Source organism: Arthrobacter sp. Bi26, assembly GCF_918697925.1.
In the GTDB taxonomy this organism is placed as follows: domain Bacteria; phylum Actinomycetota; class Actinomycetes; order Actinomycetales; family Micrococcaceae; genus Arthrobacter.
In genome coordinates this window covers 14,839-41,293 of record NZ_CAKKMF010000041.1, presented here as the reverse complement: position 1 = coordinate 41,293, position 26,455 = coordinate 14,839, and the positions used below count along the sequence as shown (strand labels likewise).

Genomic DNA, 26,455 nt, shown 5'->3' with positions numbered 1-26,455 from the left:
GGGCTGGATCGGCTTCGTGGGCGCCGGGTCGATTCCGGGCGTCGCCGATGCTGCCGGCGATTTGTGAGTCCGACAGCCCACGACAACCGAGCTCACCGTCAAGTCCCTCGCCTGGGCTGAACCTCCGGCTTCCATGACCTCCGTGGCAGAAGACTCAGTCACGGCACCTCCCTTAAAGATTCGATCCGTTTCGTACTGAGTGTAAGGTGAGTCACAATTCCATGCAAAGATGCCACGTCACCTCGTCGGCGGGTTACTGAAGAATGCCCGAAGGTCGCGGGCCTGAGTGGGAATCCGTGGCAATCCATTTCGTGGCCCCAGAAGACCCTTTGTTGCCAGGCCACTTGGGGCGTTGTTGTTCCTATATACACAGGCTGACGCTTTTTGCCGGGCCCCATCGCCAGTACCTCGCGATACCCGGAAGATTGAAGCATCAAAGTGTGATCGTGTACGTTTCGTATTGGATGGCTAAGCACGTATGGTTGACCCATGGCAATCAGAAGCGAAGAAAGTCGTCGGGCCATTTTGGAAGCAACCATGAAGTTGCTCGAAGATTCGGGGCCTGACGGATTTACGGTGCAAAAGCTCTCGATCGAGCGCATTGCCCGTGAGGCCGGAGTCAGCAAGACCACTATCTACAGGTGGTGGTCGAGCAAGGTTGCCGTGGTTATCGATACATTCCTGGACAACCATGTCGCGCGTACTCCGGTGCGCCAGGATGTCCCTGCGATCGACGCGCTTCGTGAGCACATGGCCTCACTTGCGGAGGTCTACGCGGGCAATGAGGGCCGGCTCGTGGCGCAACTCATCGGTGAGTGCCAGGGCGACGAGGCAGCGATGGCTGAATTCAAGAAACATTTCTGGACCCCGCGCGCGCTGGTCGTTACGTCCCTGGTTGAACGGGCCATCAACGAGGGGTCGATGCGCAAAAATCTCGACGCCCAGCTCGTCACGGAGCTGCTCTATGCCCCCGTGTACTTCCGCCTGTTGTTCCAATCGGGCCCCCTCGACGCCAAAGCCACCGATGCCATCATGCAGACGGCACTTGAAGGGCTTGCTGCAGGGTAGCGGCCCCAAGTATTACTTGTGTTCCGTCCGGGCCCATGGGCCCGATCGGCTCCGTGACTGAAGAATGGACCCTATAGCCTTGGGTTGCCGCGGCATGTTGGGCGAATAGCATGCCGGTGCTGGCTTTAGCCGGGGCGCAGCCCGGCGCCCGCGTTGAGTGGCGTGCACCCATTTGAGGGTGCGCAAGAAGTTTTCGGCGGCGGTCCGGTAGGCGGCGACGCCCTGTCATCGCCTGCTCCCACCGTGACTTCTTTGCGACATGCCCGTGGCGCCCTTTGCCTCCCGATTTCCCTTCCACGTGTCCGGTGTGGGCGTGGGAGGCCTCGAGTCTGTGCAATACGATACGGTTCGTATATATTGGATGTGACGTTAGATGTAGGAAACTGACCCTGATCTGTCCCTGCCCGTGGAGCCAGCCCGTTAGGGAAGCCGTCCACACTGAGAGGAAACATCATCGTGAAAACCGCCATCGCGCCGAATGATGCGGTCGTCGTCGCCTATCGCAGGACACCGATCGGCCGGGCCCGCAAGGGGTCTCTGGCCGGTGAGCGCCCCGAAGACCTCGCGCTGGCAGCCATCCGGGGAGCGCTCGCTGCGGTTCCGCAGGTTGACTCCGCCGAGTTTGCGGACGCCTACGTGGGGTGCGCGGTACCGCAGGGCGCGCAGGGCGACAACATTGGCCGCCGCATCATGGTTCTTGCAGGGATGGACAGCGTCCCCGCGGTTACTGTGAACCGCTTCTGCGCGTCCTCGTTGCAGGCCACCGCGATGGCGGCCCAGGCCGTGCGGGCGGGCGACGGGGACGCGTTCCTGGTTGCGGGCGTCGAATCGACCACCTCGACACCGCCCGTAGTTGAATCACTCCACCCCGCCTTCGCGGACGCAGCACGGCGTGCCGATGGCATCTTCGAATCCGGCCAGCCTTGGTCCGACCCCCGGGATCACGGGGAGCTGCCCGATGTGTACCTCTCTATGGGCAAGACCGCCGAGTTCGTGGCCCGTCAAACCGGCACCACGCGCCGCGACCAGGACGAATGGGCTCTGGAGTCCCAGCTCCGGGCGGAACGGGCGATGGAGTCCGGCTACTTCGCGCGCGAGATCGTGCCGGTGGCCACGGCTGCCGGCACGGTGGTGCGGGCCGATGACGGCCCGCGTCCTGGCACCACGCTGGAGGCCCTCTCGGGCCTCAATCCCGTGTTCCACGAGTCCGGTACCGTCACCGCGGGCAACGCCAGCCCGCTCAACGACGGCGCGTCGGCCTTGGTGGTGATGAGCGCCCGGCGCGCGGGCGAACTCGGGCTGAAGCCGCTGGCCCGCATTCTGGGCAGTGCCGCAAGCGGCCTCTCGCCGGAAATCATGGGGCTGGGTCCGGTGGACGCATCCCGCCGCCTGCTGGATCGTTTGGGCCTGTCGATCGGTGACATCGACATCGTCGAGCTGAACGAGGCCTTTGCCGCCCAAGTGGTTCCCGTGGTGCGGAAGCTGGGGGTAGATCCCGAGCGGGTCAACCCGTTTGGCGGGGCGATCGCCTTGGGCCACCCATTCGGTGCGACCGGCGTGCGGCTGGTCGGAACGCTCATCAACGGACTGCAAACCAAGGACGGATCGCTCGGCCTGGCGACGCTCTGCGTGGGCGGCGGCCAGGGCATGGCGATGGTAGTGGAGAGGTTGTCGTGAACCAGCCAGCGATCATTGCCGACCCGGCCCGCTCGATGCTGGCCGCCGACCGGAGCCTGGAAGGGCTCGGCATCCAGGTGTTGCGCGCCAGCGAGGGCCGTGCCACGGCCGTCCTCCGGGTCACGCCCGAAATGGCTAACGGGCACGGGATTGCCCACGGTGGATTGGTCTTCGCGCTGGCAGACACCGCGTTCGCTATGGCCGCAAACACATTCGGCGCCGGAATCGCGACCGCCGAGGCTTCCATCTCCTACATTTCCCCGGCCTGCATCTCGGAGGAGCTAGTCGCCTCCGCTGAAGTGACCTTTCACGAGGGCCGCCGGATGATAGTGGATGTGGTGGTGCGGGCGGGGGAGCGGACTGTCGCCATCTACCGCGGAACGGGCAGGGCGCTGCGCCCGGCGGACTGAGGCTTCTTGAACAGCTGCCGATATGGGGCGGCAAGACATGCGTGTGTGCCCGGGCTCCAAGTCGGAGTCCGGGCACACAAGTATTTGTAACAAGGTTGCCGCGCCGGCTCCCGCCACGGGTGGGGCCGGCGCGGCGCAGGTGTCAGCTCTTGGATGCCTTCGAGCCGGCGGTCGCCAGTTTGTCGGCGATGCCCATGAGGACCGGTGACCCCGTCGCGGCAATCAGTAGGCCCTGGACTGGACGCTTAAGCATTACCGATACAGGTTCCTTGGCCCCCGCAAGGACCGCTTCGCGTCCCATGGCCGGGTTCTTGTGGCACCGGACCGGCACATTGAATATCAGGCGGCGCAGGCATGAATTGCCGTGGTCGCACCACACGATCTCATCCTGTCGTCCCTCGAGGACCTTGTTGGGGAATTCCGGATCGGCCAGCATTTGCCGGGCCAGCATGATTCCGTCCGCGAACCCGGCGGTGATGGCGTCTGCACACTGTTGCGGGTCGAAAGTGCTGCTGAGGAGCAACGGGACCTCGGGCATGGCGGCGCGGAATGCTTGCGGCTCTCCGTGCTCCAGGATGGCGCCCGAAAAGGAGGTGACGTTATTGTCCATCGACTCGTAGTTCGCATCGCTCAGGGCGATATATCCAACCCCTTCCTTTTCAATGATCGACGCAACTTCGGCGAACCCCTCAGGTCCCTGACCATCGGGAAGGTGATCGTTGGTGCTCATTCTGAGGCCCACCGGATAGTCGGTTCCGACTTCGGCCCGGATCGCCCGAATCGTGTCCGTGAGGATGCGGGCGCGGTTTTCGGCACTCCCGCCGTATTCGTCCGTCCTCCAGTTGGTGCGCGGTGAGAGGAAGGAGGAATAGAGGTAGCGCATGTGCGCGCCCAGCTCGATGCCGTCGAAGCCGGCCGCCTTTGCACGCCGTACGGCGGCGACGGACTGCTCCTGGACCTCGAGGATTTCCTCCTTGGTGATCTCCTCCGGCGTCGGGTTCGTTCGACCGCCGGGAATGTAGAAACCGTGAGGCAGGCGGGGTGCGGCCATGCGGACGGGCTTCGGGCTCGCGGCCCTTGTGGGCCGGCCGTCGCCCGGCACGCCCATGGCGCCGAAGCTCGGGAAGATCTGGGCGAAGATGGGTACATCCTGCTCGTGCACGGCATCGACCATGCGCCGCAGCCCCGGAATGAACTCGTCCCGGTCGAAGCGCATCAAGGGCTGGAACGGCGCCTCCTGGTTCCCGCGCTCGGTGGCCACGCCGCCACCGATGATCAGCAGCCCAGCGCCGCCGCGTGCCCGCGTGGTGAGGAACGCGATTGTCTGATCGCTGGGATGGCCGTCCTTTGTCGGCTGGAGGACGGCCATGGGGCTAAGCACATAGCGGTTCTTGATCGTCAGGCCGTCGATTTTCCAGGGGCTGGAAAGCACTTCGGCGACAGTTGCTGTCTCGGGGGACATTTATTCTCCTTGGTTTTCAGTTGGACCAGGATGAAATGACTCATCCAAAATTGGCATCCGACTCGGCTCGTATCGTGACCGCGCGTCGCAGTGGACCGCCGGAAGTAGGGGACCCGGACCAGGCCTCAGAACCTGTCTCGGACGTGGCGTTCCCGACCGTAGAGCGAGACCACGGCAAGGATGATGACGCCGAAGACGATGCGGCTCTGGGCTTCCGTCAGCCCATTGCTGACGATGATCGTTGACAAGAGGGTGAGAGTGAGTGCGCCCAACAGCGTGCGGGTGTAGCTGCCGCGAATCGAGCCGAAGATCGAGCCGCCGACGAGGACCGCGGCCAGGCCGGAGAACAGGTAGGGTTCCCCGATGGTTTGCGACCATCCCGCGCCGAAGGATGCGATGAAGATGCCGGCAACCCCGGCCAGGGCTCCGGAGGCCGCAAAGACCATGGTCCACACGGCAGCGGTCCGGACCCTGGCCAATCGCGCGGCCCGGAAATTGATTCCCGTCGCGTAGAAGCGACGTCCCGCCGCGGTGCGATTGAGGAAAAGCCACATTCCCGCCCCGCAGAGAAGCACGATCAGGATGATCGGGGGGAACGGCAGGCCGAGGGTGGTCCCCCTTAGGCTGGCCAGGGAACGCAGCGCCTCCGGCGGGGCGGAGGAATAGTCGCCGTCGGCGAGGAACAGGGTCGCGCCCGTGATGGCCGCGCCGGTGCCCAGCGTGACGACTAGTGGCTGGACCGCGAAGCGGTGGCAGATCCAGCCGATCAGGGCGCCGATGCCGCCGCAGGCCAGAACTGTGATCAGCAGGGCTACGACCGGAGGGACCCCGAGCTTGCCCGCGACGTTCGCCGCCATGAAGGCACCGAAAAGGATGTAGCCCGGTGCCGCCAGGTCAAGTCCGCCCAGGATCACCACAAGCGTCTGGCCCATGGCTGCCAGGGCCAGCAGGGACGTGATGACCAGTATCGACGTGATTGACCTGGGGTTCGCGACGGCCGGTATGGTGATCACCAGCCAGGCTGCCAAGGCCGCCACGACGAGTACCTGGAGTGCCGGTACCTCGAAGGCCCAGGCCCTGAACGTGGTCCAGGGCCTGGGCCGGACCGTCGGTGCCTGGGTTCTTGGTGCGGGGGACAGGGTGTCACCAGTCATGATGCGTTCCTCTTCAAACGGGGGGCCAGCAGCGTCGCGCCCAGCACGACGCCAACGACGAGGACGGCGCCGTAGGCAAATTGGATGAGGCTGGGGGCCACGCCCGAGGCCGTGAGCAACTGCTGCAGCAGATAGATGGAGACCGCCCCGAAGAGGGCACCCAACAGCCCGCCGCGGCCGCCGGCCAGGCTCGTCCCGCCCAGCACGGCCGCGGCGAGCCCCAGCAGGGCATAGGTGGAGGCGAGCGAAGACTGCGATGACTGCACGATAGCCGTCAGGGCGATTCCCGCGATTCCGGCGAACAGGCCGCCGAGGGTATAGGCCAGGATCCGGATTGCCTTGATGTTCACGCCGGAACCGTAGGCTGAAACATCACTCTCGCCGGTCGCGAGGAGATTGCTGACGAAGGCCGTTCGGCGCAGGGCGAACCAGATCAGCCCGGCGACGCCGATGGTCAAGAGAGCGCCCGGGACGACGCCGATGCCCCCGGCGAAGACCTCCGTCCAATTATTCGGGGCGGCCACCGGATTCTGGGCGATGGTCAGCGACAGGCCAACGAGCAGGAACAGCATCCCGGTGGTTGCGACCACCGGATGCAGGCGCAAGACGGCGACCAGGATTCCGTTCAGGGCTCCGATTCCGGCAGCCACCGCCAAGATGATGGGTGCCGCGAGATCCCAGTTGCCCAGCCCCGCGGGAATGAGGATGGCGACGAACAGGCAGTTGATGAAGGTGGCCAGGGGACCGACCGAAATGTCAATGCCACCGGCGAGGATCGAGGGCGTGGAGGCGAATCCCACCAGCACGAACGGCGCCAGCGTGGCCAGGGTGCCGGGGAGACGCGCGGGGGAGAGGAAGGACGGTGAGACGATCAGGTTCAACACCAGCAGCACCAGTGCGAGCAGGAAGGCAAAGGCGAAAGGCCAGCGCTGGAACAGGGGGAGGACGCGGTTCATGTATGCACCTCTGATTTCTGGCCGAAGTATGCGGCGACGATGGACTCGGTGGAAAGCTCGGAATGGGGGATCTCGGCAAACACTGATTGGTCGCGGAAGACCAAGACGCGGTCTGCGAGGTCAACGAGTTCGTCGACCTCGCTGGAGAGGACCACGACGCTCATGCCTTCGGCACTGAGTCGGTGCAGGATTGCGTAGATCTCCCGCTTGGTCCCGATGTCGACCCCTCGTGTGGGGTCGTTAAGCAGCAGGACCTTGGGGTCCGTGGCAAGCCAGCGGGCCAGCAGCACCTTCTGTTGGTTACCGCCGGACAATGTTGAAATTGCATCCTGCGCTGCACCGAAGCGCAGGGACAAGGTCCGAGCGAACGCATCGAAACGGCGGGCAATGCTGCGGGTGTCCAGCAACCCGCCGCGGCGGTCCTTGGCCAGGGTCGGGAGCGCGAAGTTTTCGCGGATCGACATGGACTCGAACAGCGACTCGCCACGACGTTCGCGCGGCAGGTAGGCGACCCCCAGGGCATCCCCGTTGCGCTCGGTAAGCTCTGCGGCGCCCTCGGGACGGATGCGAACAACACTGCCGGGCCCGGCAGCCACGCCGGCCAGGCGTTTGATGAAGTGGTCCTGTCCGTGGCCTTCTAGCCCGGCAAGGCCCACGACTTCGCCGGCGCGCAGCTCGAAGTCGATGGGTGCCGAGGCCGGCGCAAGGCGGACGGCCGCTCCCTGAAGGATGGTGTCCCCGGCATCATGCGGTTGCCGCCGGGTCTCGGCGTGGCCGGAGTTTCCGGTCATGTCCGCGATCAGCCGGTTGATGGACAGATCCGACCTCTCCACGGTGGAGACGCTGCGCCCGGACCGCAGGACGGTGACCCGGTCCGAGATCTCCGCGACCTCGTCCATGCGGTGCGAGATGAACAGGATGGCGGTCCCCTCGGCTGCGAGCCGGCGCATCTCGACGAAGAGCCGATCGCGGGAGCTGACATCCAGGGAGGCTGTCGACTCGTCGAGGATGAGAACCTTGGGCTTGCGCACGAGTGCGCGGGCAATGCAGAGGGCCTGCCGCTCGGAGAGCGAGAGCTGCCCGGCCGGAAGATCCAGCGGGATCGCGCCGGCAATGCGCGTCAGGACGTCCTGCGCGATTGATCGCTGCTCGGCGCGGCCCAGCCGGCGACGAAACGTTCCGTGGGACCCGAGCCAGACATTCTCGAGGACCGATTGGCTCCCCGCGGTGAGGACTTCCTGGAACACCGTCGCAATCCCCAGGTCCATGGCCGCTCGGGGCGATCTGCTGGTTACGGGGACGCCGTCCAATGTGACGGTGCCGGAATCCGGGCGGTGGACGCCTCCCATGATCTTGACGAGGGTACTCTTCCCGGACCCGTTTTCGCCCAGGAGCGTGTGGATCTCGCCCGGCCGGAGGCGGAGGTCGCCGTCGATGAGGGCGCGGGTGGCACCGAAGCGCTTGCTCACCCCGGTGAGCACCAGTCCGGATGGTTGGTTGTTCACGGCGGATCTCCTTTGAATGGCCGATAAATGTGTCGCAGGTCATATTCGAAACTAGACGAATCGTACCGCATGCATTTACTCTGATGCCATACGATACGAATCGTTCATTTAGCAGGGAGATTAATCAATGAAGAAGACCTCTTTCCCCCGTTTTACGCCTGTTGGCGCCGCGATTCTGGGGGCCGGCACCCTCGTTCTGACGGGCTGTTCGGCGTCGGCACCAGCGGCCCCGGGCTCCGCCGGAGGGGCCACACCCGGGCCGGCGTCGTCGGCGGCCGCCGGGACCTGCGGGTCGCTGCCGACGGGTACGGCGAACGATCCGAATGGCCTGCTGGCCGGTGTACCCAAGGAGATCGCCGCGGGCTACAACCTCTACCCCTACGAGATCCGGAAGTCGGCATGGGCCGACTACAAGTCGAAGAAGACTGACGGTTTCACGGCCGCGATTGTGGGCATGCCACCTGCCAGCCCGTTCATAGCCTCCATGTCGGAGGCGATCCGCTCGAGCCTCAAGGCCAATGGTGTCAAGATCGTCGGCGACTTCGCCCCGGACGACCCGTCGAACGTGCCCCTGCAGCTCCAGCAGTTCAACGAAGCTCTCTCGCTCAAGCCGGACGTGATCATCTACACCGCCATCGCACCGGAGCCTTCCGTGGACCTGGCCAAGGCAGCCCATGACGCTGGCATCCCGCTGGTCGCCGCCCAGATTCCGATCGATTCCGAATACGCCGTCAGCGTCACGAGGAACACCCCGCTGGCCGTCGCCCAGGTCACCGCCGGGACAGTGGGAGCACTCGGGGGCAAGGGGACCGTCCTGCGCGTCGAGGGCATCCCGGGGATCCCTGCCTCGACCTTCGCGAACCTGGGCATCGATGCTGTCCTGGATAACTGCCCGGAGGTCAAGGTCACCGGGTCGGTCACGGGCTTCTTCCAGCCGGCAAAGGCCCAGGCGGAGGTCCAGAAGTTCCTGGCGACCAACCCTGCCGGGGTTGACGCCGTTCTCCAGGCCGGAACGATGGGCGTAGGCATCCGCAACGCCTTTGAGGAATCAGGCATGGACGTGCCGCCGATCGCGGACGACGGATCGAGCCACGGCTTCTCCTCCTGGGCGCTGGCAAACCCGGACTACCCGTTCTTCGGCACCACGACCCCGTCCGTGCGCACCGGTGAGGCAGTGGTCGACGTGGCGCTGCGCATCCTGAAGGGCGAGGGCCCGAAGATCAACCAGATTGTTGAACCCTCGGTGATCGTCTCCCGGGAGAACCTTGCCAAGGTCGCGGACCGCTCGTGGGACCACAATGATCTGACCGACTTGGCTGGCGCCCCGGAGGATTACCTGCCTACCGATCGCCTCAACGAGTTCTTCGCACACCCCGGCAAATAGGGATGGTGCGATCCTTGAACACGAGCAGTGGGTCCACCGCGCGGTCTGCCGACAACGCGAGCCCCGAAAGCCTGACTCCGAGGCACTGGCTCTACTTCAGCCTGATCACGCTCGTTCTGCTCTCCGATGGTATGGACGTCACGATCGTCGCCCATGTCTTTCCGACGCTCATCAAGAGCTGGGGCGTCTCCGTCGGGGGCGGCATCGCGTTCGTGGTCGCTGTGGGTTTCCTGGCCATGGGCCTTGGTGCCGTTGTCGCCGGCGGCATGGCCGACAGGTGGGGACGCAAGACAGTGCTCATCGGCAGCGTGGTTGTCTTCGGCGGGGCCACCGCCCTGGGCGGAACATCTGGCGACTTCACGGCATTCGCCGGCTGGCGAATCCTGGCCTGCCTGGGGATGGGCGCTGCCATGGCATCAGGGAACGCCCTGCTGGCAGACCTGATTCCCGAACGGCGGCGCGCGGCATTGATCGCGACGGCCTACGCCGGAGTGGGTTTGGGGACAACGTTAGGTGCGGTTCTCGCCGGCGCCTTGATACCCACCTCGGGGTGGCGCCTGCTGCTCGTGGTGGCAGGCTTGATCCCCTTGGCAGTGATCGCTGTGCTTGCCGCCGTCGTTCCCGAATCTCCCGCGTTCCTCTTGGCCAAGCGCCGGGTGGACGGTGCAGCGTCGACGGACGGACGTGGTGCTGAAACATTTGATCCGGGTTTGAGGGTTCGGCCGTCACTTGCGGGGTCCGCGGTGTCGGTGCGGACCGTCCTGTCCCGTCCACTGGCCCCTAAGACCCTCCTGCTGTGGCTTTTCGGCTTCTTCTCCCTGGGCACCCAATTGCTGATCGCCCAATACATGCCAACCTTGCTGCAGCTGCCCAAACCGGGGCTCGACACCGTGCAGAGCAGCACCATCGTCGGGGTCTATGGATTGGCCAGTGTCGTGGGAGGGGTGGTGCTGGGAGCCATTCTGGCCCGGTTGTCACGCTTCCTGATCATCGGGATTGTCCTCGGATTGGCTGCGGTGATGTCCATCGTGGTTTATCTGCTGCCCGATCCGGGGTTCGGTTCCCTGCTGGTCGTATTGGGGATCGCCGGATTCATTTTGCCGAGCGCCTTCGGCCCCACGCGGAGCGTCCTGGCAGCCATGGCCTACCCGGCCGGCATGCGGGGTGCGGGAATAGGCGTGGCGGAATTCGGCGGACGTTTGGGAGCGGCTGCCGGCGGTGTTGCCGGCGGCACGCTCATCGCCGCCGGAATGGGGCTCTCGGGTCTGTTCCTGGTCCTACTGTTGCCAATCGGCGTGCTTCTTGGTTCCTTGACGGGGCTTCGTGCGCAGTCACGGCGGACCCCGGTGTCTGAACAAGCGGAGGTCGGTCCAACTGGCCCCGCGCCGGCGGAAGGAACCCCCGAACGCGCGGCCGCCATGGACTGATGGCTTCCCTGGTTATGGCTGTCCGTAGCCACGCATCGTCGAGTGCCGGGACGAACGGCGCACCGGTGAGCGATGCATTGCGTCCCTCGGATCATCCCGGCGCCTGATGCCAATGCGGGAACACGCTCATCACCAGGCTCGATGCGGAACCGAATACTTTGTCCCACGGTGGACGTCGAATCGACATCCACCGTGGGACGAAGCGTGCAGTTGTTTGCACCGCGAAACATGGTTACCGGCCCGGAAGCGGGGACGCAGGGCATACGGCCTCAGAAGAACATGCGGCTGCTGCCCCGTACAACACAGGCACACGCCGGAACTGGCTGCCGGCGTGTAAAACAAAGCGAGCGGTGACACGCCGTCGAGTCGCATCGGTCAGGACCGAGCCGTTGGCCCTGAATATTCCCTGGCAATCGATACCAGACGTACCGCCCTGCTCTCCATGCAATGACAAAACGTTCGGCCCTGCAAACTTACTGGGGAGCTTTAACAATGTTTCTTGCACTTCGGCGCCATTGCGACGCCTCGAACCCTTCGTCCCTTTGCTCCTGCGAATCGCGATCAGTGCAACGCTGATTGCCCACGAACTCCAGTTCGCGCCGGCGAAGTTCGCCGCGATTGTAGAGGGCGCGTGAGGACTTCCATTCCCTCTTCTGATCGGTTCGTACGTGACGCTTCTGATGTTCGTCGGCGGGAGCTTCATCGCGTTTGGTTTCCTCACCATGCCGGTGGTAATTCCGCTAGTGGTATGCATGCTCCTCGCGATCTTCATGGTCGAAATCAATAGGGGGTTCGCGCCCGCGGAAGGCGGCGGCATGCAGGTACCTGTTGCGTTGGTCGCGGGGTTGTTCGTTCTCCTGGTGACAGGTCCGGGACCGGTTTCCATCGATCGCCTGTTTGGCTGGGGACGGCGGATTGGCGCGGGAGGCCACCCCGGATACGCAAAGGCTTGCATCGATGAGCTGACCGAGCCGTTCCAGAAACGGAACCGAGGGCCCTTCGCAGGTGGATGTTGCTTCGACCCCCACCTTTGAAGGAGCCTTTGCCCGTGGGTGGGCTTCATCGCGAACACGGGGAATGGCTCGAATGCCCGGGGGGAGGGCAGATGGCGGGCGGGAAACGCCCGTTTTGCAGCTTCCGATTTCATAGTCGGCGAGCCAGTTGTTCACGGCGGCTTCCGGTTGGTCCGCGAAGGGTCGTCTACGAAGCTGTAGCGCGCTGGTGCAGGGAATATCCCAACTATCGACGAGCGCAGCCGCTTCGACAAGCCGCCGTCGTGGCGTCAACCCTCGGTTCGGGTGCCGCGTTGTGTCCGGCACTTTCGGTCACACGCAAAGAAGCCCCTTGGACCAACGAACCAGCCAGCCGGTTCAGTGGTCCAAGGGGCTTTGCAATGCCGGCACGCGGCCGGGCAAGGCTTAGGCGCTGACGCGTCCGCGCAAGAATTCAGAGTCCGGGGAATCGGTGACGGGCAGTCCCGAGGCTTCCAGGCTTGCGCGCAGCTGCTTCATGAAGCGGTCGGGAAGTCTGACTGCTGGCGGGCGCAGGGCGCCGCCGTTGAAGCCGGAGAGCCACTCTTGGTACTTCCACTGGGTGCGGTTGATGGAGCTGGTGCCCGGTGTGGAAGTGGACGATACAGCCATATTGGCGGCCCGGGCCGGCTGGACCTCCCAGTAGCGCTTCATGGCTTCTTCCCACTTGCCGGTGCGCGCCAGTTCGAAGGCCTTGGGGTAGTAGTCGCCCATCCAGTTCGTGTTCGCGGTGCCGGAGAACTGGACGTCCAAGACCGACATGAGGGGGATTATTTCCGCCTCGATGGGGCAGGAGATCACGACTTCATCGCGGAAATGGTGGTACATCTCCATGACTCCGGGGATGCCCGGGTAGCCCTGTTCGGCCTTGATGGCAACGATGCTCGGCATCGCGTCAAGGACGCGGCGCACGAAGTCAACGCTCATGCCTGCAGGGTGGATTCGCTCGAAGCCCCAGGCCGGCAGGGGGAAGAGCATGGTGGCCAGATCGGTTTCGTCGGTGAACCGCTTGGTGTAGTCGAAGACCTCGTCGTAGGAGGTCGGCCAGAACGAAGAGGGGTAGGCCAGCAGCGCTCGGTCGGCGCCGGCCTTGGTAGCCAGGTTTGCCGCGTGGATGTTCTCCTCCAGGGTGCCGAAGATGGCGTGGAAGAAGAGTGCGAAGTCCGGGCCGGCTGCTTCGCGGGCGATGGCCGTGATCCGGGCGTTCTCCTCCGGGGTGACATTGGCTTCGGCGATCAGCAGGGAACCCTTATAGCCACGTTCCTTGAGCAGGAGGATGTCGTGGCGGATCGCATTTTCGTTGATGCCAGAGAAGTCCGGGGTGAAGGATGGGTGCGTCACCGCGACGGTGCCGACGAAGTTCTCCCGGGCCCAGGAGCGGGCTTCGGATTTGGTGTAGTCCACCATGTTGTTCTCCTTTTGTCTGTGAGGGGTCTATTTGCGGCTGGTGACGATGCCGACGGGCAGGACAGTGCCGATGCCCTCGGCACGGGCGCGGTCCACGAGCATCTCGGCAACCACGATGTCCTGCAGGCCGGACCCTGTTGACTTGTAGATCCGGATCCCTTGCTCTGCGTCGATCTTGGTTTCACCGGTCAGGACGTCATTGAGGGTGACGACGAGCGAATCGACATCGACGCCATGTGCCCGGGCCGCAATCATGTCCCCGCTTCCGTGAACAACCTCGTCACGGGCGTCCACCACGACCACCGCGGCGCGGGCGATCAGCTCCGCGGGCAGTTCGCGCTGGGCGGGGGTGGTTGAACCGATCGAGACCACCGCGGCGTTCGGGCCGACCCATTCGGGCAGCAGCGTCGGGGATTCATCGCGAGAGCGTGCAGCGCACAGGATGAGATCCGCGCCTTCTGCGGCCTCCTGGGCCGAGTCGACAGCTCGTGCGGGTGCGCCGAACGCGCCGTCGAACTCGCGTGCAAAGACCTCGCGGTTGGCAGGGGTCGGACTGAACACACGGATGTCGGCGAACTCCAACAGGTGGGAAAAGGCTGTCAGGTGGGAACGCGCCTCAAAGCCGGAACCGATCACACCGACGATCAGCGGCCGCTGCGGCACGATCGTGGAGGTGCCCACCGCAGTGGTCGCGGCGGTGCGCAGGCCGGTGACGCGGTTTCCGTCAACCAGCGCCACCAAATCTGCGGTGTCCTTGTCGAAGAGTGAAATCAAGTAGCTGACGCGCAGGCCGTCCGCGAAGGACCCGGCGATTGACTTTGAGCCGAAAAGTTGGCCGCTGGGCGGTACCGAGGGCATGATCCGCAACCATTTCCGAGGTGTCTGGGCGAAGATCCGGCCCGGGGTTCCGGCCTCGTCGCCGGGGGCCTTGTAGGCGGTGCGGACGGCTTCGATCGCCCCGGCCCAGTCCGAAAGGCTGGCGACGTCGGCGTCGGTGAGAAAGAGCGGAAGGCTGTTTGGTAGCTCGCCATTGGTGCTCACGGGGGCACTCCTTGGATGTCGGGCAGCCGGTCCACAGGCTGCGGGTGTGGGTGGATTTACTAAGTAGACCCAAATAGTATCCGATACGAATCGTATCCTATATAGTCGTGACAGAGAACACGTCTCCAGGAAAGGATCCCAACCATGGCAATCGCAACCGTCAACCCAACCACCGGTTCGACCGAAATGATCATTGAGCCGCACTCGGCCGAGGAAGTCCAGGATCGCATCGCGAAAGCCGCCGAGGCGGCACGCCTGCTGCGCGGCAGTACGTTCGCCCAGCGTACGCAGTGGATGCTCGCCGCGGCGGACATCCTGGAGGACCAGGCCGAGGGCTTGGGCGAGCTAATCACCGTCGAGATGGGCAAGCCGATTGCGCAATCGATCGCCGAGGTGCACAAGTGCGTCAAAGCCATGCGTTTCTACGCCGCGCATGCCGAGGGCTTCCTGGCCGATGCCCCGCTGGCGGACCCGTCGTCGGTCGGTGCTAGCCGAGCGTGGACGCGCTACGAACCGCTGGGCACCGTCCTGGCGGTCATGCCATGGAACTACCCGCTCTGGCAGGTCATCCGCTTTGCCGCCCCGGCGCTCATGGCGGGCAACTCCGGCCTGCTCAAGCATGCATCGAACGTGCCCCAGGCGGCACTTTTCCTCGACACGCTCTTTGAGCGGGCAGGGTTCCCCCTCGGCTCCTTCCGCGCCCTGCTGATCGGCGGCTCCGAGGTGGCCGCCGTCCTGGCCGATGCGAGGGTCAAGGCGGTGACCCTGACGGGTTCCGAGCCGGCGGGGCGCTCCGTAGCCTCCATTGCAGCGGACCATGTGAAGAAGTCTGTGCTGGAACTGGGCGGGTCGGATCCGTTCATTGTCATGCCCTCGGCGGACGTCGCCGCCGCTGCCGCAAGCGCAGTGCGTGCGCGGATCAGCAACAATGGGCAGTCCTGCATTGCCGGCAAGCGCTTCATCGTGCACACCAAGGTCTATGACTCGTTCGCTGCCGAATTTGTGAAGCTGATGTCAGAGCTTTCCATCGGGGACCCGCTGGACGCCGCGACCCAGGTGGGGCCGCTGGCCACCGCGGCCGGACGCGACGAGCTGGCCGGGCTGGTGGAGGACGCCCGAGCCCTGGGTGCCCAGGTGTTGACTGGCGGCACCATTCCCGAGGGCCCCGGCTTCTTCTATGCCCCCACGGTGCTCGCCGGGCTCAGCGAAGGGATGCGGATCATCCAGGAGGAGACCTTCGGGCCCGTCGCGTCTCTATACCGTGCGGCGGACCGCGAGGATGCCCTGCGCATCGCCAACCAGACCACCTTCGGTCTGTCCAGTGCGGTCTGGACCAACGACGCAGAGGAAGAGGAGTGGTTCACGGCCAACCTCGACGCGGGCGCGGTGTTCATCAACGGCATGACCGTCTCGTACCAGGAGCTGCCGTTCGGCGGGATCAAGCGCTCCGGGTTCGGGCGTGAGCTCGCCGCTGACGGCATCCGGGAGTTCTGCAACCTCAAGACTGTTTGGAAGGCCTGAGCGGCAGGGCTCGACGCACGCCGGGAGCCGTTAGCTCTTGTGTGGGCGAGTGATGGGTGTTACCTTTTTTACGAAACGATACGTACTGAACACAAAGGAGTGAGATGGCAAACATCGTCAATGTTGACGTGGTGGTGGTCGGGGGAGGACCCGTGGGGGTCACTGCCCTGGCGTTGCTGGGCCGCGCCGGCCTGAGCGCCGTAGGCGTCGAACGCGAGGTCCAGGCATGGCCCACCGCGCGTGCCGTGCACTTCGATGGCGAGACCTTCCGCACGCTCCAGTCGCTGGGCGTGGCCGAACGCTTTGCCGAGGCCACGTTGCCGATGGCCTCGTTCCACATCGAGAACGAGGAGCGCGAAGTCCTGGTGTCGGTGCCGACCGGTCAGCTCGGCACCCAGGGTTGGCACGATGACCTCACCTTCCACCAGCCGGACATCGAAGTCCTGCTTCAGGAGGTCGTCCATGAGCTTCCCGGTGTCGAGCTCCGCCGCGGCATGACCGTGGTCTCGGTGCGCAATGTCGGGCAGGGCGTCGAGGTCGCCGTGCGTGACGCGGACGGCGACGATTTCCTCATCCGCGCCCGCTGGGCCATCGCGGCGGACGGGGCGCGCTCGCAGAGCCGCCAGGCACTGGGCATCGAGTGCGAGCAGCTGGGCGAGGATGCGCAGTGGCTGGTCGCGGACGGGATCCTTGAAGAAGGTCCAGGCCTGTCTTCCGACATGATCTTCCTGGGCCACCACACGCGGCCCGCCCTGTGGATCCGCCTCCCCGGCCCGCGGGTGCGGATGGAGTTCATGCTGATGCCGGGGGACGATCCCGAGGAAATTGCGACTCCCGCGGGCGTGGAACGGATCAGCCATGGCGTGCTGCCGGCAGACAAGTTCGCTGCGGACCGGCTGGCGATATATACGTTCCGGGGGCGCATCGCGCATCAGTGGCGCGCCGGGAACATCTTCCTGGCCGGGGATGCCGCGCACCAGGCCCCGCCGTTGTTTGGGCAGGGCCTGTGCGCCGGAATGCGCGATGTGGCCAACCTGGTGTGGAAGCTCGATGCCGTCAAGCGCGGTGCCGCTGACGACGGCCTGCTTGACACCTACGAGAGCGAGCGTATGCCGCACGCACGGTTCTGGGTCGAGCAGGCAACCCGCGCCGCCGGCTTCATGCAAACCACGGACGCCGACATTGCCAAGCAGCGTGATGCCTTCATCCGTGCAAACCCCGCGGCATCGGCACCGGTCGCCCCCGCGCTGGGTCCAGGCCTGCACGAAGGCAGCACCGACGAACGCGCCGGCCGGCTCGGCATGCAGCCGATCCTCGCCGACGGGGTGCGCCTGGATGACATGGTGGGAAGCCGTTTCCTGGTGGCAACAACCCGCGAGCTCTATGCCGCGGTCCCCGCCCCGCTGCGGGAACAACTCGAGGAACATACCGACGTCGTGGTCCTGTTCGATCCGGCCAAGGTCGGCCAGATCCTTGCAGCCGCCGGCGCCCAGGCTGTCGTCGTGCGCCCGGACCGCTACATCCTGGGCCTCGGCGACACACCCGAGGCCCTGGAGCGCCTCATCGGCAGCATTCCGCAGGTCGGCCACAACGTGCCGGCACGCATCTAAACCCACATCCGCGTCAAACGGACAGAACACAGGAGACCATCATGGCATTCAGCCCGATCACACACCTGAGGCACTTCGACATCGCGGTGCCCGACTATCAAAAGCAGGTTGAGTTCTACAAGAACCACTGGGGACTCACCGAAATGGAGAACGACGGCGGCGTCACCTACTTCGCCGCCGAGGGCTCCCCGGAGCAGTATTCGGTCCGCGTGCGCGAGGCCGAGGAGAAGCGCCTTGACATGGTCGCGTTCGGCGCTGCGGACAAGGCCTCCGTGGACCAGCTCGCCTCGGACCTCATTGCCAAGGGCGTGAAGCTCATTGGCGAACCCGATGACGTCAAGACCCTCGGCGGGGGATACGGCTTCCGCTTCTTCGACCTGGAGGGACGCACCATCGAGGTCTCGTCAGACGTCGAGGTGCGCAAGCACCGCAAGATCGAGGAACGCGAGGCGATCCCGGTGCGGCTCTCCCACGTGGTGCTCAACTCCCCGGAACCGGAAAAGATGCGCGCCTGGTATGAACAGCATCTGGGCTTCCGTCTCTCCGACACCCTCAACCACCCGCACATGGGCGACCTCTTCTACTTCATGCGCTGCAATGCGCAGCACCACTCCATAGCGATCTCCCGCGGCCCGCATGCCTCGCTGCAACACGCGTCCTTCGAGCTGCGCGGCATCGACGAGTACATGCGCGGCAGCGGCAAGCTGCTGCGGTCCGGGTTCAAGAAAATCTGGGGCCCTGGCCGCCACAAGGCCGGGGACAACACCTTCACCTACTTCCACGATCCCAACGGGAACACCATGGAGTACACCACCGAGCTGGATTCGGTGGATGAGGATACATGGCATCCAAGCATCTTTGACACGCGCGACCCCGAGACCTCCGACCAATGGGGAACCGGAGGCGACATGGACGAATTTATCGCCCGCGAAATGTTCAACGACCGCGACAAGGGCCTGTTTGTCCCGCCACCGGTATAGCGGCAGCAGACAATGACTAATGGAGGATTCATGGAAGAAGCACGCGTGCGCGGATTCATGCTGGGCACCTTCGAGGACGGCGGGGAGCAATTTCCCGGTGTGGTCTTCGGGGACACTGTCGTTGACCTGCGCACAGTGGTGCCGGGAATCGCGCGGATCGGGGATCTGTTCGCCGGCTGGGACGCGCACCTGGATACGCTCGAGTCCGTCGACCCGGCAGCGGCCGGCGCGCGCCCGCTCGAGGGGCTGAAAGTGCTGCCTCCAGTGCAGCCGGTGGGCACCATCATCGCCGCGGGGGCGAACTACCGTGAGCACGTCCTGCAGATGAGCGTGGCCCACAAGCTCGGCAAAGAAGGCGCCGATGCGACGCAACTGGCCGCCGACGCCGCCGCTGAAATCGATGAGCGCGGCCGCTCGGGCGACCCCTACGTCTGGACCGGGATCCCCTCGGCGGTCTGCGGCGCCTACGACGACGTGCAGTTGCCGGATGTCGGCGGCAACGTCGACTGGGAACTGGAACTCGGCGTGGTCATCGGCCGCAGGGCGCACCGAGTCTCGGCCGACGACGCCTTCGACTACGTGGCCGGATACACGATTGTCAACGATGTCACCGCGCGCACGCTCGTCCCGCGCAACGACATCGCGATGATGGGCACCGACTGGTTCCGGGCGAAGAACCAGCCGACGTTCTTCCCCACCGGCCCCTACGTGGTGCCAAGGCGGTTCATCCCGGATCCGGCGAAGCTCCGGATCCGTTTGAGCCTCAACGGTACGCTGATGCAGGATGCTCTGGCAGATGACCTACTTTTCGACATCCCGAGCCTGATCGCCTACGCGTCCTCGATGGCCGTACTGCTGCCCGGGGATGTCCTCATCACCGGCTCGCCGGCGGGGAACGGTTCGCATTGGGGCCGTTTCCTGAGGGACGGCGACGTGATGGAGGCGGAAATCTCTGGTCTCGGTACCCAGCGTTCAACGGTCCGCGGGCCCAGCGGGCAGTTGCCTCCCTGGTATGTTGACCGCCCGGTCGCCGTCGCCGCGGCCGGCGGGGCCTCCTCATGAGCCTGCGCCAAAGCCACTTCGTGCCGCCGGTTTCCTATCTGCTGGCGGACCAGCTGGGATTCCTGCGCTCAGTGGATGTGGTGCCAAGCCGAACCACCTCGAGCGCGGAGCAGTTGCGTGCCCTGCTCGCCGCGGAACAGGACATGGTGGTCACAGCAATTGACAACCTGTTCGAATGGACCCGGGCTGGGGCCGACCTGCGCCTGGTGGCCCAAGTCGAGGCGACCACGCCGCTGGGCATCCATGCAGGCGGTGACGTGGAATCCATCGCGGACCTGGCCGGTTGCCGGTTCGCGGTGGACGCGCCCGACAACGGTTTCGCGCTGATCGCCAAACGCCTGTTGCGGGACGCCGGCGTCGAGGTCGACTACGTGCTGGTGGGTGGCGTGCGTGAACGCCTGGAGGCGCTGGTCGAGGGGCGCGTGGACGTGACCCTGCTCGGGCCCCCCTTCGACAAGCATGCTGAGCGGGCCGGGTTCCGGGCCCTTGCAGATGTCAACGCCCTGCTGCCCGGACTGCCGGGCCAGGGCTTGGTGGCCCGCGCCGATCTTCTTGGTTCCGCGGAGCTGGAAGACTACCTGCGAGCACTGGTGCGGGGGGTGGAGGCCGGAGCGTCGATGGCCGAGGCGCAGGGCATCGAGTTCCTTGAACGGCGCGGTTACCAAGCGGCGGCCGCGACGGCCTGGGGCACACGCGCCTGCACGCTCACCGTTGATCACCACGGCCTGGAGCTACTGACGGAGATTCGTCGAAGCCTGGGCATGCTTCCGCCCGACATCGGCCTGGAGGAACTCTGCGACGCGGGACCTCTCCTGAGGGCCACTAGGTCCGCCACTATCGGTAGCTGAGCTTCACCCCCACGTAGTTGCCTATTGCAACTCCACTAACGCAATACGATACTGTACGTATCGTATTATTCATTCAAAGGAGCACCATGAAACTGGGACGTATAGCAGTGCCCACGCCCGACGGCGAACAGATTCGACTCGTCGCAGCCCAGCCAGACCAGGGCCGGGTCATTGATCTCGCCCGCGCTTATGCCCTGACGCTTCAGCGCAAGGCGGCCGATCCTGACCGGGCTCGGGCGCTCGCCCTGGCCATTCTCCCCGGGAGCCTGGCTGCAGGAATCGGCGGAGGTGCGATCTTCATGGATGCGGCCCACGAGGCGCTTGCTGCTGCTGATGATGCTTCGTACGGCATCGACGAGGTCTCATGGCGCGCGGCTGTCGACTCCCCGGTCATACGCGACGGGCTGACGTTCGAGAAGCACATCCAGAACTTCCACCGCATTGTTGCCAAGGCCCAGCCGGCACGCTCGATCTACGATCGTCCGGGCTATTTCAAGGGCACCACTGCCATGTCCTACGGACACAACCAGGAGCTGCCCTATCCCGACTTCACCGAGGCCCTGGACTGGGAACTTGAGGTCGGGTACGTGGTAGGCAAGTCCGGCAGCGACCTGACCCCGGACACGGCGCTGGACCACCTCTTTGGCATCACCATCTTCAACGACTTCAGCGCACGCGATATCCAGGGCGCCGAAATGGCCATCGGCATGGGCCCGCAAAAGTGCAAGGACTTCGGCTACGGCATCGGCCCCTGGGTCACCACGATGGATGAAATCACGTCGATCGAGGGGTTGCGCGGCCAAGTCCGTGTCAACGGGGAAGTCCTCTCCGACACCAAGGTCGAGGACTTCGTCTACACCCCCGCAGAACTGCTGGCCTACGTCTCCATCTCCGACCGCCTGCAGCCCGGGGACATCATCGGTTCCGGCACAATGGGCTTCGGCGCCGGCGTCGAAATCGGGAAGTTTCTGAACCCCGGCGACGTCATCGAGTTGGAATTGGAAGGCGTGGGCACTTTGCGCACGCCGATTTCGACCGAACGCCACAAGGCCCCCTGGTGGCCCGAGCCCCGCACCTACCCGCACGAAGAATGGGTGGCGTGATGACCCGGCCCCCAGTTCGCCGCATCGTCACCGGACACGACGACCAGGGACGCGCCATCATCCTCTCGGACGGGGCCGCACCCAACCACTGGTCCTCGGACATGATCCCTGGATTCGGTGCCACTGTGCCCTGGCTGACCCAAGCTGGGATAATCGACCACGTTAGTGACTCGGATCCGGCAAGCGCCGATGCGGAAATCCCCAGCTTCCCGGCCCCGGGCCAGACGATCATGCGCATCGCCGACTTTCCGCCGGACTCCGCGTATCCGGACGAGGCGGGTTCGGTGATCTTCAGCGAGCTCGACGGACACGACGAAGCCGAAGCGGGAGCCGAGCACAGCGGCTCCAGGCACTTCTGGTTCCACCGCACCGACTCCCTGGACTACGCCGTCGTCCTTGAAGGTGAAATCACCCTGCTGGTCGATGAAGGTGAGGCGACCATGCGCGCCGGCGACGTGGCAGTGCAACGTGCCACCAGCCACGCGTGGTCCAACCGCACGGAGACAACGGCCCGCGTCCTTTTCGTGCTGATCGGGACCGAGCCCCTCACAGCGGCCCAGATTGCCGAGCGGCGCAAGGAAGCCTCGCAGACGCTGGAGAGGGCATGATCACCGACGCCCAGGCTGCAGACGGGGAGGTGATCTGGGAACCTGACCTCGAACACAGCGCCGAGACCGGCGTCGCCCGTTTCGCCGCCTTCCTGGGCGGCCAGGGCATCGAGATCGGTGCTGGCTATGAGGAGCTGTGGCATTGGTCGGTTGATGAGCCCGAACAGTTCTGGGAACTCTTTGCCCGGTTTGCGGGAGTCGAGTTCGGCGGGGCGGCAGGGCCGGTCTGCACCACTGACCCCATGCCGCACACGCGGTGGTTTCCGGGACGCACCCTTAATTTCGCCCGGCACCTGCTGCAGGGCCACGAGGGGACCGCACTTATCGGCATCGCCGAGGACGGGACACGCGAGGAGGTCACCTGGGATGCGCTGAGGCGCGAGGTGGCCTCCCTCGCCGCGCACCTTCGTGCCCGCGGTGTGAGCCACGGGGACCGGGTCGTCGGAATCCTTCCGAATGTCGCTGAGGCCGTCGTCGGGCTGCTCGCCGCTGCCTCGATCGGCGCGATCTGGTCCGTCTGCGCCCCGGAGTTCGGCCCCGGCGCGATCGTTTCAAGGTTCGCCCAGCTCGGTCCAAAGGTCGTCATCGCCGCGCCCGGCTACCGGCTCGGCGGGAAGGACCGGGACCGACAGGCGGAGCTGGGGGAGATCTTCGCCCAACTCCCCACCCTCGAGCACATCATCTGGGTGGGGCGGCACACGTCCGTCCCGAGTATCCCAACCCGGGTTCCCGCCGTGGACTGGGCACAGGCCGTGGCCGAACCGGCGGAGCTCGCCTTCGAAGACGTCGAGTTCAGCCACCCCCTGTGGGTCCTGTTCTCCTCCGGGACAACAGGCATTCCCAAGGGCATCGTGCATGGCCACGGCGGGGCGCTGCTTGAGGAAATGAAAATGCTCCTCATCCACTCCGACCTGCGGCCCGGGGACCGCTACCTCAATGTGGCCTCGACGAGCTGGGTGCTGTGGAACGCACTCGTCTCCGCACTGGGCGTGGGGGCGACGGCGGTGCTCGTCGACGGAAACCCCACCTTCCCGTCGATCGACCGGGTGTGGCAAATTGCCGCGGCCGAGCAGGTCGCGGTCCTCGGTGTGGGTGCGGGATTTGTCCATTCCTGCTCGAAGGCCTCCCTGGTGCCGATGCGCGACCACGACCTGGGTGCCCTGAAATCCCTTCAGGTCACCGGATCGCCGCTCTCGGCCGACGGCTACCGCTGGGTCTACGGCAATGTGGGTGACATCTGGTTGAGTTCGATGAGCGGTGGAACCGACATCGCCTCTATCTTCGTAGGAGGATCCCCGACACTGCCGGTCCGTGTCGGCTACATCCAGGCTCCGGCCCTCGGAGTGCGCGTGGAGTCGTGGGATGAAGCCGGCAATCCCACGACGGGCAAGGGTGAACTGGTGGTAACCAAGTCAATGCCCTCGATGCCGCTGAGCTTCTGGGGGGATGACGGCAGCCGTTACCACGAGAGCTACTTCGGCATGTATCCGGGGGTGTGGCGGCACGGGGACTACATCGAGTTCACGCACTGGGGCATCCTCATCCACGGCCGTTCCGACTCGACCCTCAACCGCAACGGGCTCCGGCTCGGTTCGGCAGATATCTACGCGGTGGTTGAATCGCTGCCGGAAGTCGCCGAGGCACTGGTTGTCGGCGCGGAGCTGGGCACTGACTACTACATGCCGCTGTTCGTCCACCTGGCCGGAGGCACCAAGCCGGGCGTGGCCCAAGAGGCGATCACCAGATCCATCCGTGAGAACCTGTCGGTCCGATACCTGCCAGACGAGATTGTCTTCATGCCTGGAATTCCGCATACCCGCACCGGAAAGAAGCTGGAGGTTCCGGTCAAGCGGCTTCTGCAAGGGGCGCGCCTGGAAACGGTCGCGGATCTAGGGTCGGTGGATGATCCCGTGCTGTTGGAAGAATATGCCCGGTTTGCCCTTGAACGGCAGACGACCTCACCCTAAGTGGCACCGCTACCGGCTTCCGACAGGTTCAGGCCGCCGTAATGGGCGATGGGCGCCGGGAAGTATCGAGGATAGAACATCAGACGACTCCACGGATCGCTGAATACGGCTCACCCCTCAAAGGAGAGACATTGGGAACCACGCCACTAGCAACACCTGCCAGTCAAGAAACGGCCGACGCCATCGGGCACAGCATCTCTCTGATCCGGGGCGAGGTTGGAGAGACGGCAGACCGCATCAATGAACAGGAACTTGCTCTCCTGGCCGCCCATCTCACCACCGTTAACCGGGTGTTTGTCGCCGGGGCAGGCCGCAGCGGCCTGGTTCTCAGGATGGCCGCCATGCGGCTGATGCATCTTGGCCTCACGGTCCACATCGCAGGGGACACCACCACTCCTGCGATCCGCGCAGAGGATCTGCTGGTGGTGGCCTCTGGATCCGGAACGACCTCAAGCGTGGTGAAGGCGGCAGAAACTGCGGCAAAGGCCGGTGCAAAGGTGGCCGCGTTCACTGCCAACATAGATTCCCCACTAGCTGCAGTAACCGACATGCTCGTGGTTATCCCGGCCCCGCAGAAAACCGACCACCAATTGGATGCTTCCCGGCAATATTCCGGAAGCCTCTTCGAACAGGTGCTTTTCCTCGCCACCGAAGCGGTGTTCCAAGCCCTCTGGGAGGAATCCAGCATTTCTGCCCAGCAGCTCTGGACCCGGCACGCCAATCTCGAATAGTAGAACCCAGAATGGCGACGACGACGGCGGCGGCGACCGACGCAGCGGAAAACACTAAGCAACCACTCACCCCTAAATTCCTTCAACCTAACAATTCCTAAAGAAAGAGCCGATCATGAAACTCCAAGTTGCAATGGACCTCCTCACCGTCGAAGACGCCCTCGAATTGGCCGCCAAGGTAGCCGAGTACGTGGACATCATCGAACTCGGAACACCCCTGATAAAGGCTGCAGGTCTCTCCGCTGTCACCGCCATCAAAAATGCCCACCCCGACAAAATCGTTTTCGCTGACATGAAAACAATGGACGCCGGAGAATTGGAGGCCGACATCGCCTTCAAAGCCGGCGCCGATCTGGTATCTGTCTTGGGCAGTGCAGACGACTCGACCATCGCCGGCGCCGTGAAAGCCGCCCGGGCACACGGCAAAGGCATCGTTGTTGACCTCATTGGGGTACCCAATAAAGTCTCCCGCGCCAAGGAAGCTCGTGCCCTTGGCGCCAAGTTCGTGGAATTCCACGCTGGCCTTGATGAGCAGGCACAGCCCGGCTATGACCTTAACGGGCTCCTGGCCGCCGGCGAAGAAGCGCGCGTCCCCTTCTCAGTAGCCGGAGGAGTGAACCTCTCGACGATCAACGCTGTCCAGCAGGCAGGGGCGGACGTGGCCGTAGCGGGCGGCTCAATCTACGGAGCCGCGGATCCCAGCCTGGCCGCCAAAGAACTGAAGGCCGCCATCATCTGACGTTTCTCTTCCATGACCTGCGGCGGCCCGCCCGTGCAAAACGTGCGGCCGCCGCATCCAGTCCACTCACAAGGAACCGGACCGATAGAAAGCGGGTATGCGATGAATGCTGGAGCCACGCTTCAGCCTCGGCCCACCCATCAGCCCATCCATCAATGGGAATACCTGAGCCTAGGCGACAGCGTAAAGGTGTGTCTGGAGGATCTCCAGTACGCCGGATGGGCAGAGGCGGTCGGAGACCGGGGGCATCTGATTTGGGTGATTGAGAACGGTACGGCTGACCGCCGACTGTTCCTGCGCGGGGATGGCGTCACACTATGTCCGATCTGACGTTGCTTCCCAACCCGACTCCGACCAGGTCCGCGGTACACGGTCAAAGCCCTTCCCTCCTGGCGTATTCGGAAGAGCGGCGCGAGGTGTCCACTGCTAACCCAAATCTTGTCGAGCAGTTACTGAACGAGGCTGAGTCGTCGCTCATCGAAGTGGCTCTGAACCGCCGGCCCGCCGGCATTTTGGTCACCCGCCATCACTCAGGCCGGTACGTCCTAGAGCTCAGTGAAGAAGTGCCGTTCGGGGAATCTCGGGAGCGGTCCGCCTGGTAAGAGCGCGTACCTGCTTCCGGAACCACGTGGTCGTTAGCCATGCATCCGTTCGAGAGCCAGCACGCAACGCAGCCTGAACCTAGGAGTAGTAGTTCAGCCGTGCTTCAATCCGTTGCCATGCCGTCCGGCCGAGGGCTTAATCCGCTTTGGGATCCGTGGGAT

Annotated in this window: 22 protein-coding genes; 16 read left to right on the top strand and 6 right to left on the bottom strand. The window is 64.7% G+C overall.

Going from position 1 to position 26,455, the window contains the following annotated elements; genetic code table 11:
• The first annotated feature begins 489 nt into the window (after window positions 1-489).
• From LQV16_RS12495 to LQV16_RS12485, 3 genes are all read left to right on the top strand, one after another.
• Window positions 490-1,068, top strand: a complete 579-nt coding sequence (locus tag LQV16_RS12495; protein ID WP_229994210.1) for a TetR/AcrR family transcriptional regulator — start codon at window positions 490-492, stop codon at window positions 1,066-1,068.
• Window positions 1,069-1,524: 456 nt separating this feature from the next.
• Window positions 1,525-2,745, top strand: coding sequence for an acetyl-CoA C-acyltransferase (locus tag LQV16_RS12490; protein ID WP_229994209.1), 1,221 nt, complete (start codon window positions 1,525-1,527; stop codon window positions 2,743-2,745).
• Window positions 2,742-3,155 (top strand): hotdog fold thioesterase, encoded by a 414-nt coding sequence (locus tag LQV16_RS12485; protein ID WP_229994208.1) that lies wholly within the window; start codon window positions 2,742-2,744, stop codon window positions 3,153-3,155. Before LQV16_RS12490 ends, LQV16_RS12485 begins: the two co-directional genes overlap by 4 nt.
• Before the next feature lie 142 nt (window positions 3,156-3,297).
• Here LQV16_RS12485 and LQV16_RS12480 read toward each other — a convergent pair whose 3' ends face one another.
• From LQV16_RS12480 to LQV16_RS12465, 4 genes are all read right to left on the bottom strand, one after another.
• On the bottom strand, window positions 3,298-4,617 hold the full coding sequence (locus LQV16_RS12480) for an NADH:flavin oxidoreductase (protein WP_229994207.1): 1,320 nt from the start codon (window positions 4,615-4,617) through the stop codon (window positions 3,298-3,300).
• Window positions 4,618-4,742: 125 nt separating this feature from the next.
• Window positions 4,743-5,771, bottom strand: coding sequence for an ABC transporter permease (locus LQV16_RS12475; protein ID WP_229994206.1), 1,029 nt, complete (start codon window positions 5,769-5,771; stop codon window positions 4,743-4,745).
• Entirely contained in the window at window positions 5,768-6,727 is a 960-nt protein-coding gene (locus tag LQV16_RS12470; RefSeq protein ID WP_229994205.1) for a hypothetical protein, read from the bottom strand. The genes LQV16_RS12475 and LQV16_RS12470 overlap by 4 nt, the downstream gene beginning before the upstream one ends.
• On the bottom strand, window positions 6,724-8,232 hold the full coding sequence (locus LQV16_RS12465; protein WP_229994204.1) for a sugar ABC transporter ATP-binding protein: 1,509 nt from the start codon (window positions 8,230-8,232) through the stop codon (window positions 6,724-6,726). Before LQV16_RS12465 ends, LQV16_RS12470 begins: the two co-directional genes overlap by 4 nt.
• 127 nt (window positions 8,233-8,359) lie before the next feature.
• Here LQV16_RS12465 and LQV16_RS12460 point away from each other — a divergent pair, with 127 nt between their 5' ends.
• From LQV16_RS12460 to LQV16_RS12450, 3 genes are all read left to right on the top strand, one after another.
• A complete protein-coding gene (locus tag LQV16_RS12460; protein WP_229994203.1) occupies window positions 8,360-9,616 on the top strand; it encodes a substrate-binding domain-containing protein in 1,257 nt (418 codons plus the stop codon).
• Window positions 9,617-9,630: 14 nt separating this feature from the next.
• Entirely contained in the window at window positions 9,631-11,043 is a 1,413-nt protein-coding gene (locus tag LQV16_RS12455; protein ID WP_229994202.1) for an MFS transporter, read from the top strand.
• 668 nt (window positions 11,044-11,711) lie between these two features.
• Complete coding sequence (locus tag LQV16_RS12450; RefSeq protein ID WP_229994201.1) at window positions 11,712-12,077, top strand: DoxX family protein; 366 nt, start codon at window positions 11,712-11,714, stop codon at window positions 12,075-12,077.
• A 384-nt stretch (window positions 12,078-12,461) separates the two neighbouring features.
• Here the strand turns inward: LQV16_RS12450 and LQV16_RS12445 are convergent, their stop codons facing one another.
• Together LQV16_RS12445 and LQV16_RS12440 are read right to left on the bottom strand one after the other, a co-directional pair.
• Window positions 12,462-13,481, bottom strand: a complete 1,020-nt coding sequence (locus LQV16_RS12445) for a dihydrodipicolinate synthase family protein (RefSeq protein ID WP_229994200.1) — start codon at window positions 13,479-13,481, stop codon at window positions 12,462-12,464.
• 27 nt (window positions 13,482-13,508) lie between these two features.
• On the bottom strand, window positions 13,509-14,522 hold the full coding sequence (locus LQV16_RS12440) for an ornithine cyclodeaminase family protein (protein WP_229994199.1): 1,014 nt from the start codon (window positions 14,520-14,522) through the stop codon (window positions 13,509-13,511).
• 144 nt (window positions 14,523-14,666) lie between these two features.
• Here LQV16_RS12440 and LQV16_RS12435 point away from each other — a divergent pair, with 144 nt between their 5' ends.
• The 10 genes from LQV16_RS12435 (at window position 14,667) to hxlA (ending at window position 25,691) form a co-directional block, all read left to right on the top strand.
• Entirely contained in the window at window positions 14,667-16,043 is a 1,377-nt protein-coding gene (locus LQV16_RS12435; RefSeq protein WP_229994198.1) for an aldehyde dehydrogenase family protein, read from the top strand.
• Between the two features lie 104 nt (window positions 16,044-16,147).
• Window positions 16,148-17,653 (top strand): bifunctional 3-(3-hydroxy-phenyl)propionate/3-hydroxycinnamic acid hydroxylase, encoded by a 1,506-nt coding sequence (locus LQV16_RS12430; protein WP_229994197.1) that lies wholly within the window; start codon window positions 16,148-16,150, stop codon window positions 17,651-17,653.
• Window positions 17,654-17,694: 41 nt separating this feature from the next.
• Entirely contained in the window at window positions 17,695-18,633 is a 939-nt protein-coding gene (locus tag LQV16_RS12425; RefSeq protein ID WP_229994196.1) for a VOC family protein, read from the top strand.
• Window positions 18,634-18,663: 30 nt separating this feature from the next.
• On the top strand, window positions 18,664-19,695 hold the full coding sequence (locus LQV16_RS12420) for a fumarylacetoacetate hydrolase family protein (RefSeq protein WP_229994195.1): 1,032 nt from the start codon (window positions 18,664-18,666) through the stop codon (window positions 19,693-19,695).
• The gene (locus LQV16_RS12415; RefSeq protein ID WP_229994194.1) at window positions 19,692-20,543 is read left to right on the top strand and encodes an ABC transporter substrate-binding protein; all 852 of its coding nucleotides are present in this window, start codon (window positions 19,692-19,694) and stop codon (window positions 20,541-20,543) included. Before LQV16_RS12420 ends, LQV16_RS12415 begins: the two co-directional genes overlap by 4 nt.
• 86 nt (window positions 20,544-20,629) lie before the next feature.
• Window positions 20,630-21,646: a fumarylacetoacetate hydrolase family protein gene (locus tag LQV16_RS12410; RefSeq protein ID WP_229994193.1), complete on the top strand. Its 1,017-nt coding sequence runs from the start codon at window positions 20,630-20,632 to the stop codon at window positions 21,644-21,646.
• Window positions 21,646-22,254, top strand: coding sequence for a cupin domain-containing protein (locus tag LQV16_RS12405; protein WP_229994192.1), 609 nt, complete (start codon window positions 21,646-21,648; stop codon window positions 22,252-22,254). The genes LQV16_RS12410 and LQV16_RS12405 overlap by 1 nt, the downstream gene beginning before the upstream one ends.
• Window positions 22,251-24,221, top strand: a complete 1,971-nt coding sequence (locus LQV16_RS12400; protein ID WP_229994191.1) for an acetoacetate--CoA ligase — start codon at window positions 22,251-22,253, stop codon at window positions 24,219-24,221. The genes LQV16_RS12405 and LQV16_RS12400 overlap by 4 nt, the downstream gene beginning before the upstream one ends.
• A 41-nt stretch (window positions 24,222-24,262) precedes the next feature.
• Window positions 24,263-24,952, top strand: coding sequence for a 6-phospho-3-hexuloisomerase (gene hxlB / locus LQV16_RS12395; protein WP_229994190.1), 690 nt, complete (start codon window positions 24,263-24,265; stop codon window positions 24,950-24,952).
• A 115-nt stretch (window positions 24,953-25,067) separates the two neighbouring features.
• Window positions 25,068-25,691, top strand: a complete 624-nt coding sequence (gene hxlA, locus LQV16_RS12390) for a 3-hexulose-6-phosphate synthase (RefSeq protein ID WP_229994189.1) — start codon at window positions 25,068-25,070, stop codon at window positions 25,689-25,691.
• Window positions 25,692-26,455: the final 764 nt, after the last annotated feature.

Excerpts from the sequence above, each read along its gene's own strand:
- LQV16_RS12495 (WP_229994210.1), top strand. The coding sequence starts at position 490 with ATGGCAATCAGAAGCGAAGAAAGTCGTCGGGCCATTTTGGAAGCAACC.
- LQV16_RS12480 (WP_229994207.1), bottom strand. The coding sequence starts at position 4,617 with ATGTCCCCCGAGACAGCAACTGTCGCCGAAGTGCTTTCCAGCCCCTGG.
- LQV16_RS12475 (WP_229994206.1), bottom strand. The coding sequence starts at position 5,771 with ATGACTGGTGACACCCTGTCCCCCGCACCAAGAACCCAGGCACCGACG.
- LQV16_RS12470 (WP_229994205.1), bottom strand. The coding sequence starts at position 6,727 with ATGAACCGCGTCCTCCCCCTGTTCCAGCGCTGGCCTTTCGCCTTTGCC.
- LQV16_RS12460 (WP_229994203.1), top strand. The coding sequence starts at position 8,360 with ATGAAGAAGACCTCTTTCCCCCGTTTTACGCCTGTTGGCGCCGCGATT.
- LQV16_RS12445 (WP_229994200.1), bottom strand. The coding sequence starts at position 13,481 with ATGGTGGACTACACCAAATCCGAAGCCCGCTCCTGGGCCCGGGAGAAC.
- LQV16_RS12435 (WP_229994198.1), top strand. The coding sequence starts at position 14,667 with ATGGCAATCGCAACCGTCAACCCAACCACCGGTTCGACCGAAATGATC.
- LQV16_RS12430 (WP_229994197.1), top strand. The coding sequence starts at position 16,148 with ATGGCAAACATCGTCAATGTTGACGTGGTGGTGGTCGGGGGAGGACCC.
- LQV16_RS12425 (WP_229994196.1), top strand. The coding sequence starts at position 17,695 with ATGGCATTCAGCCCGATCACACACCTGAGGCACTTCGACATCGCGGTG.
- LQV16_RS12420 (WP_229994195.1), top strand. The coding sequence starts at position 18,664 with ATGGAAGAAGCACGCGTGCGCGGATTCATGCTGGGCACCTTCGAGGAC.
- LQV16_RS12415 (WP_229994194.1), top strand. The coding sequence starts at position 19,692 with ATGAGCCTGCGCCAAAGCCACTTCGTGCCGCCGGTTTCCTATCTGCTG.
- LQV16_RS12410 (WP_229994193.1), top strand. The coding sequence starts at position 20,630 with ATGAAACTGGGACGTATAGCAGTGCCCACGCCCGACGGCGAACAGATT.
- LQV16_RS12405 (WP_229994192.1), top strand. The coding sequence starts at position 21,646 with ATGACCCGGCCCCCAGTTCGCCGCATCGTCACCGGACACGACGACCAG.
- LQV16_RS12400 (WP_229994191.1), top strand. The coding sequence starts at position 22,251 with ATGATCACCGACGCCCAGGCTGCAGACGGGGAGGTGATCTGGGAACCT.
- hxlB (WP_229994190.1), top strand. The coding sequence starts at position 24,263 with ATGGGCGATGGGCGCCGGGAAGTATCGAGGATAGAACATCAGACGACT.
- hxlA (WP_229994189.1), top strand. The coding sequence starts at position 25,068 with ATGAAACTCCAAGTTGCAATGGACCTCCTCACCGTCGAAGACGCCCTC.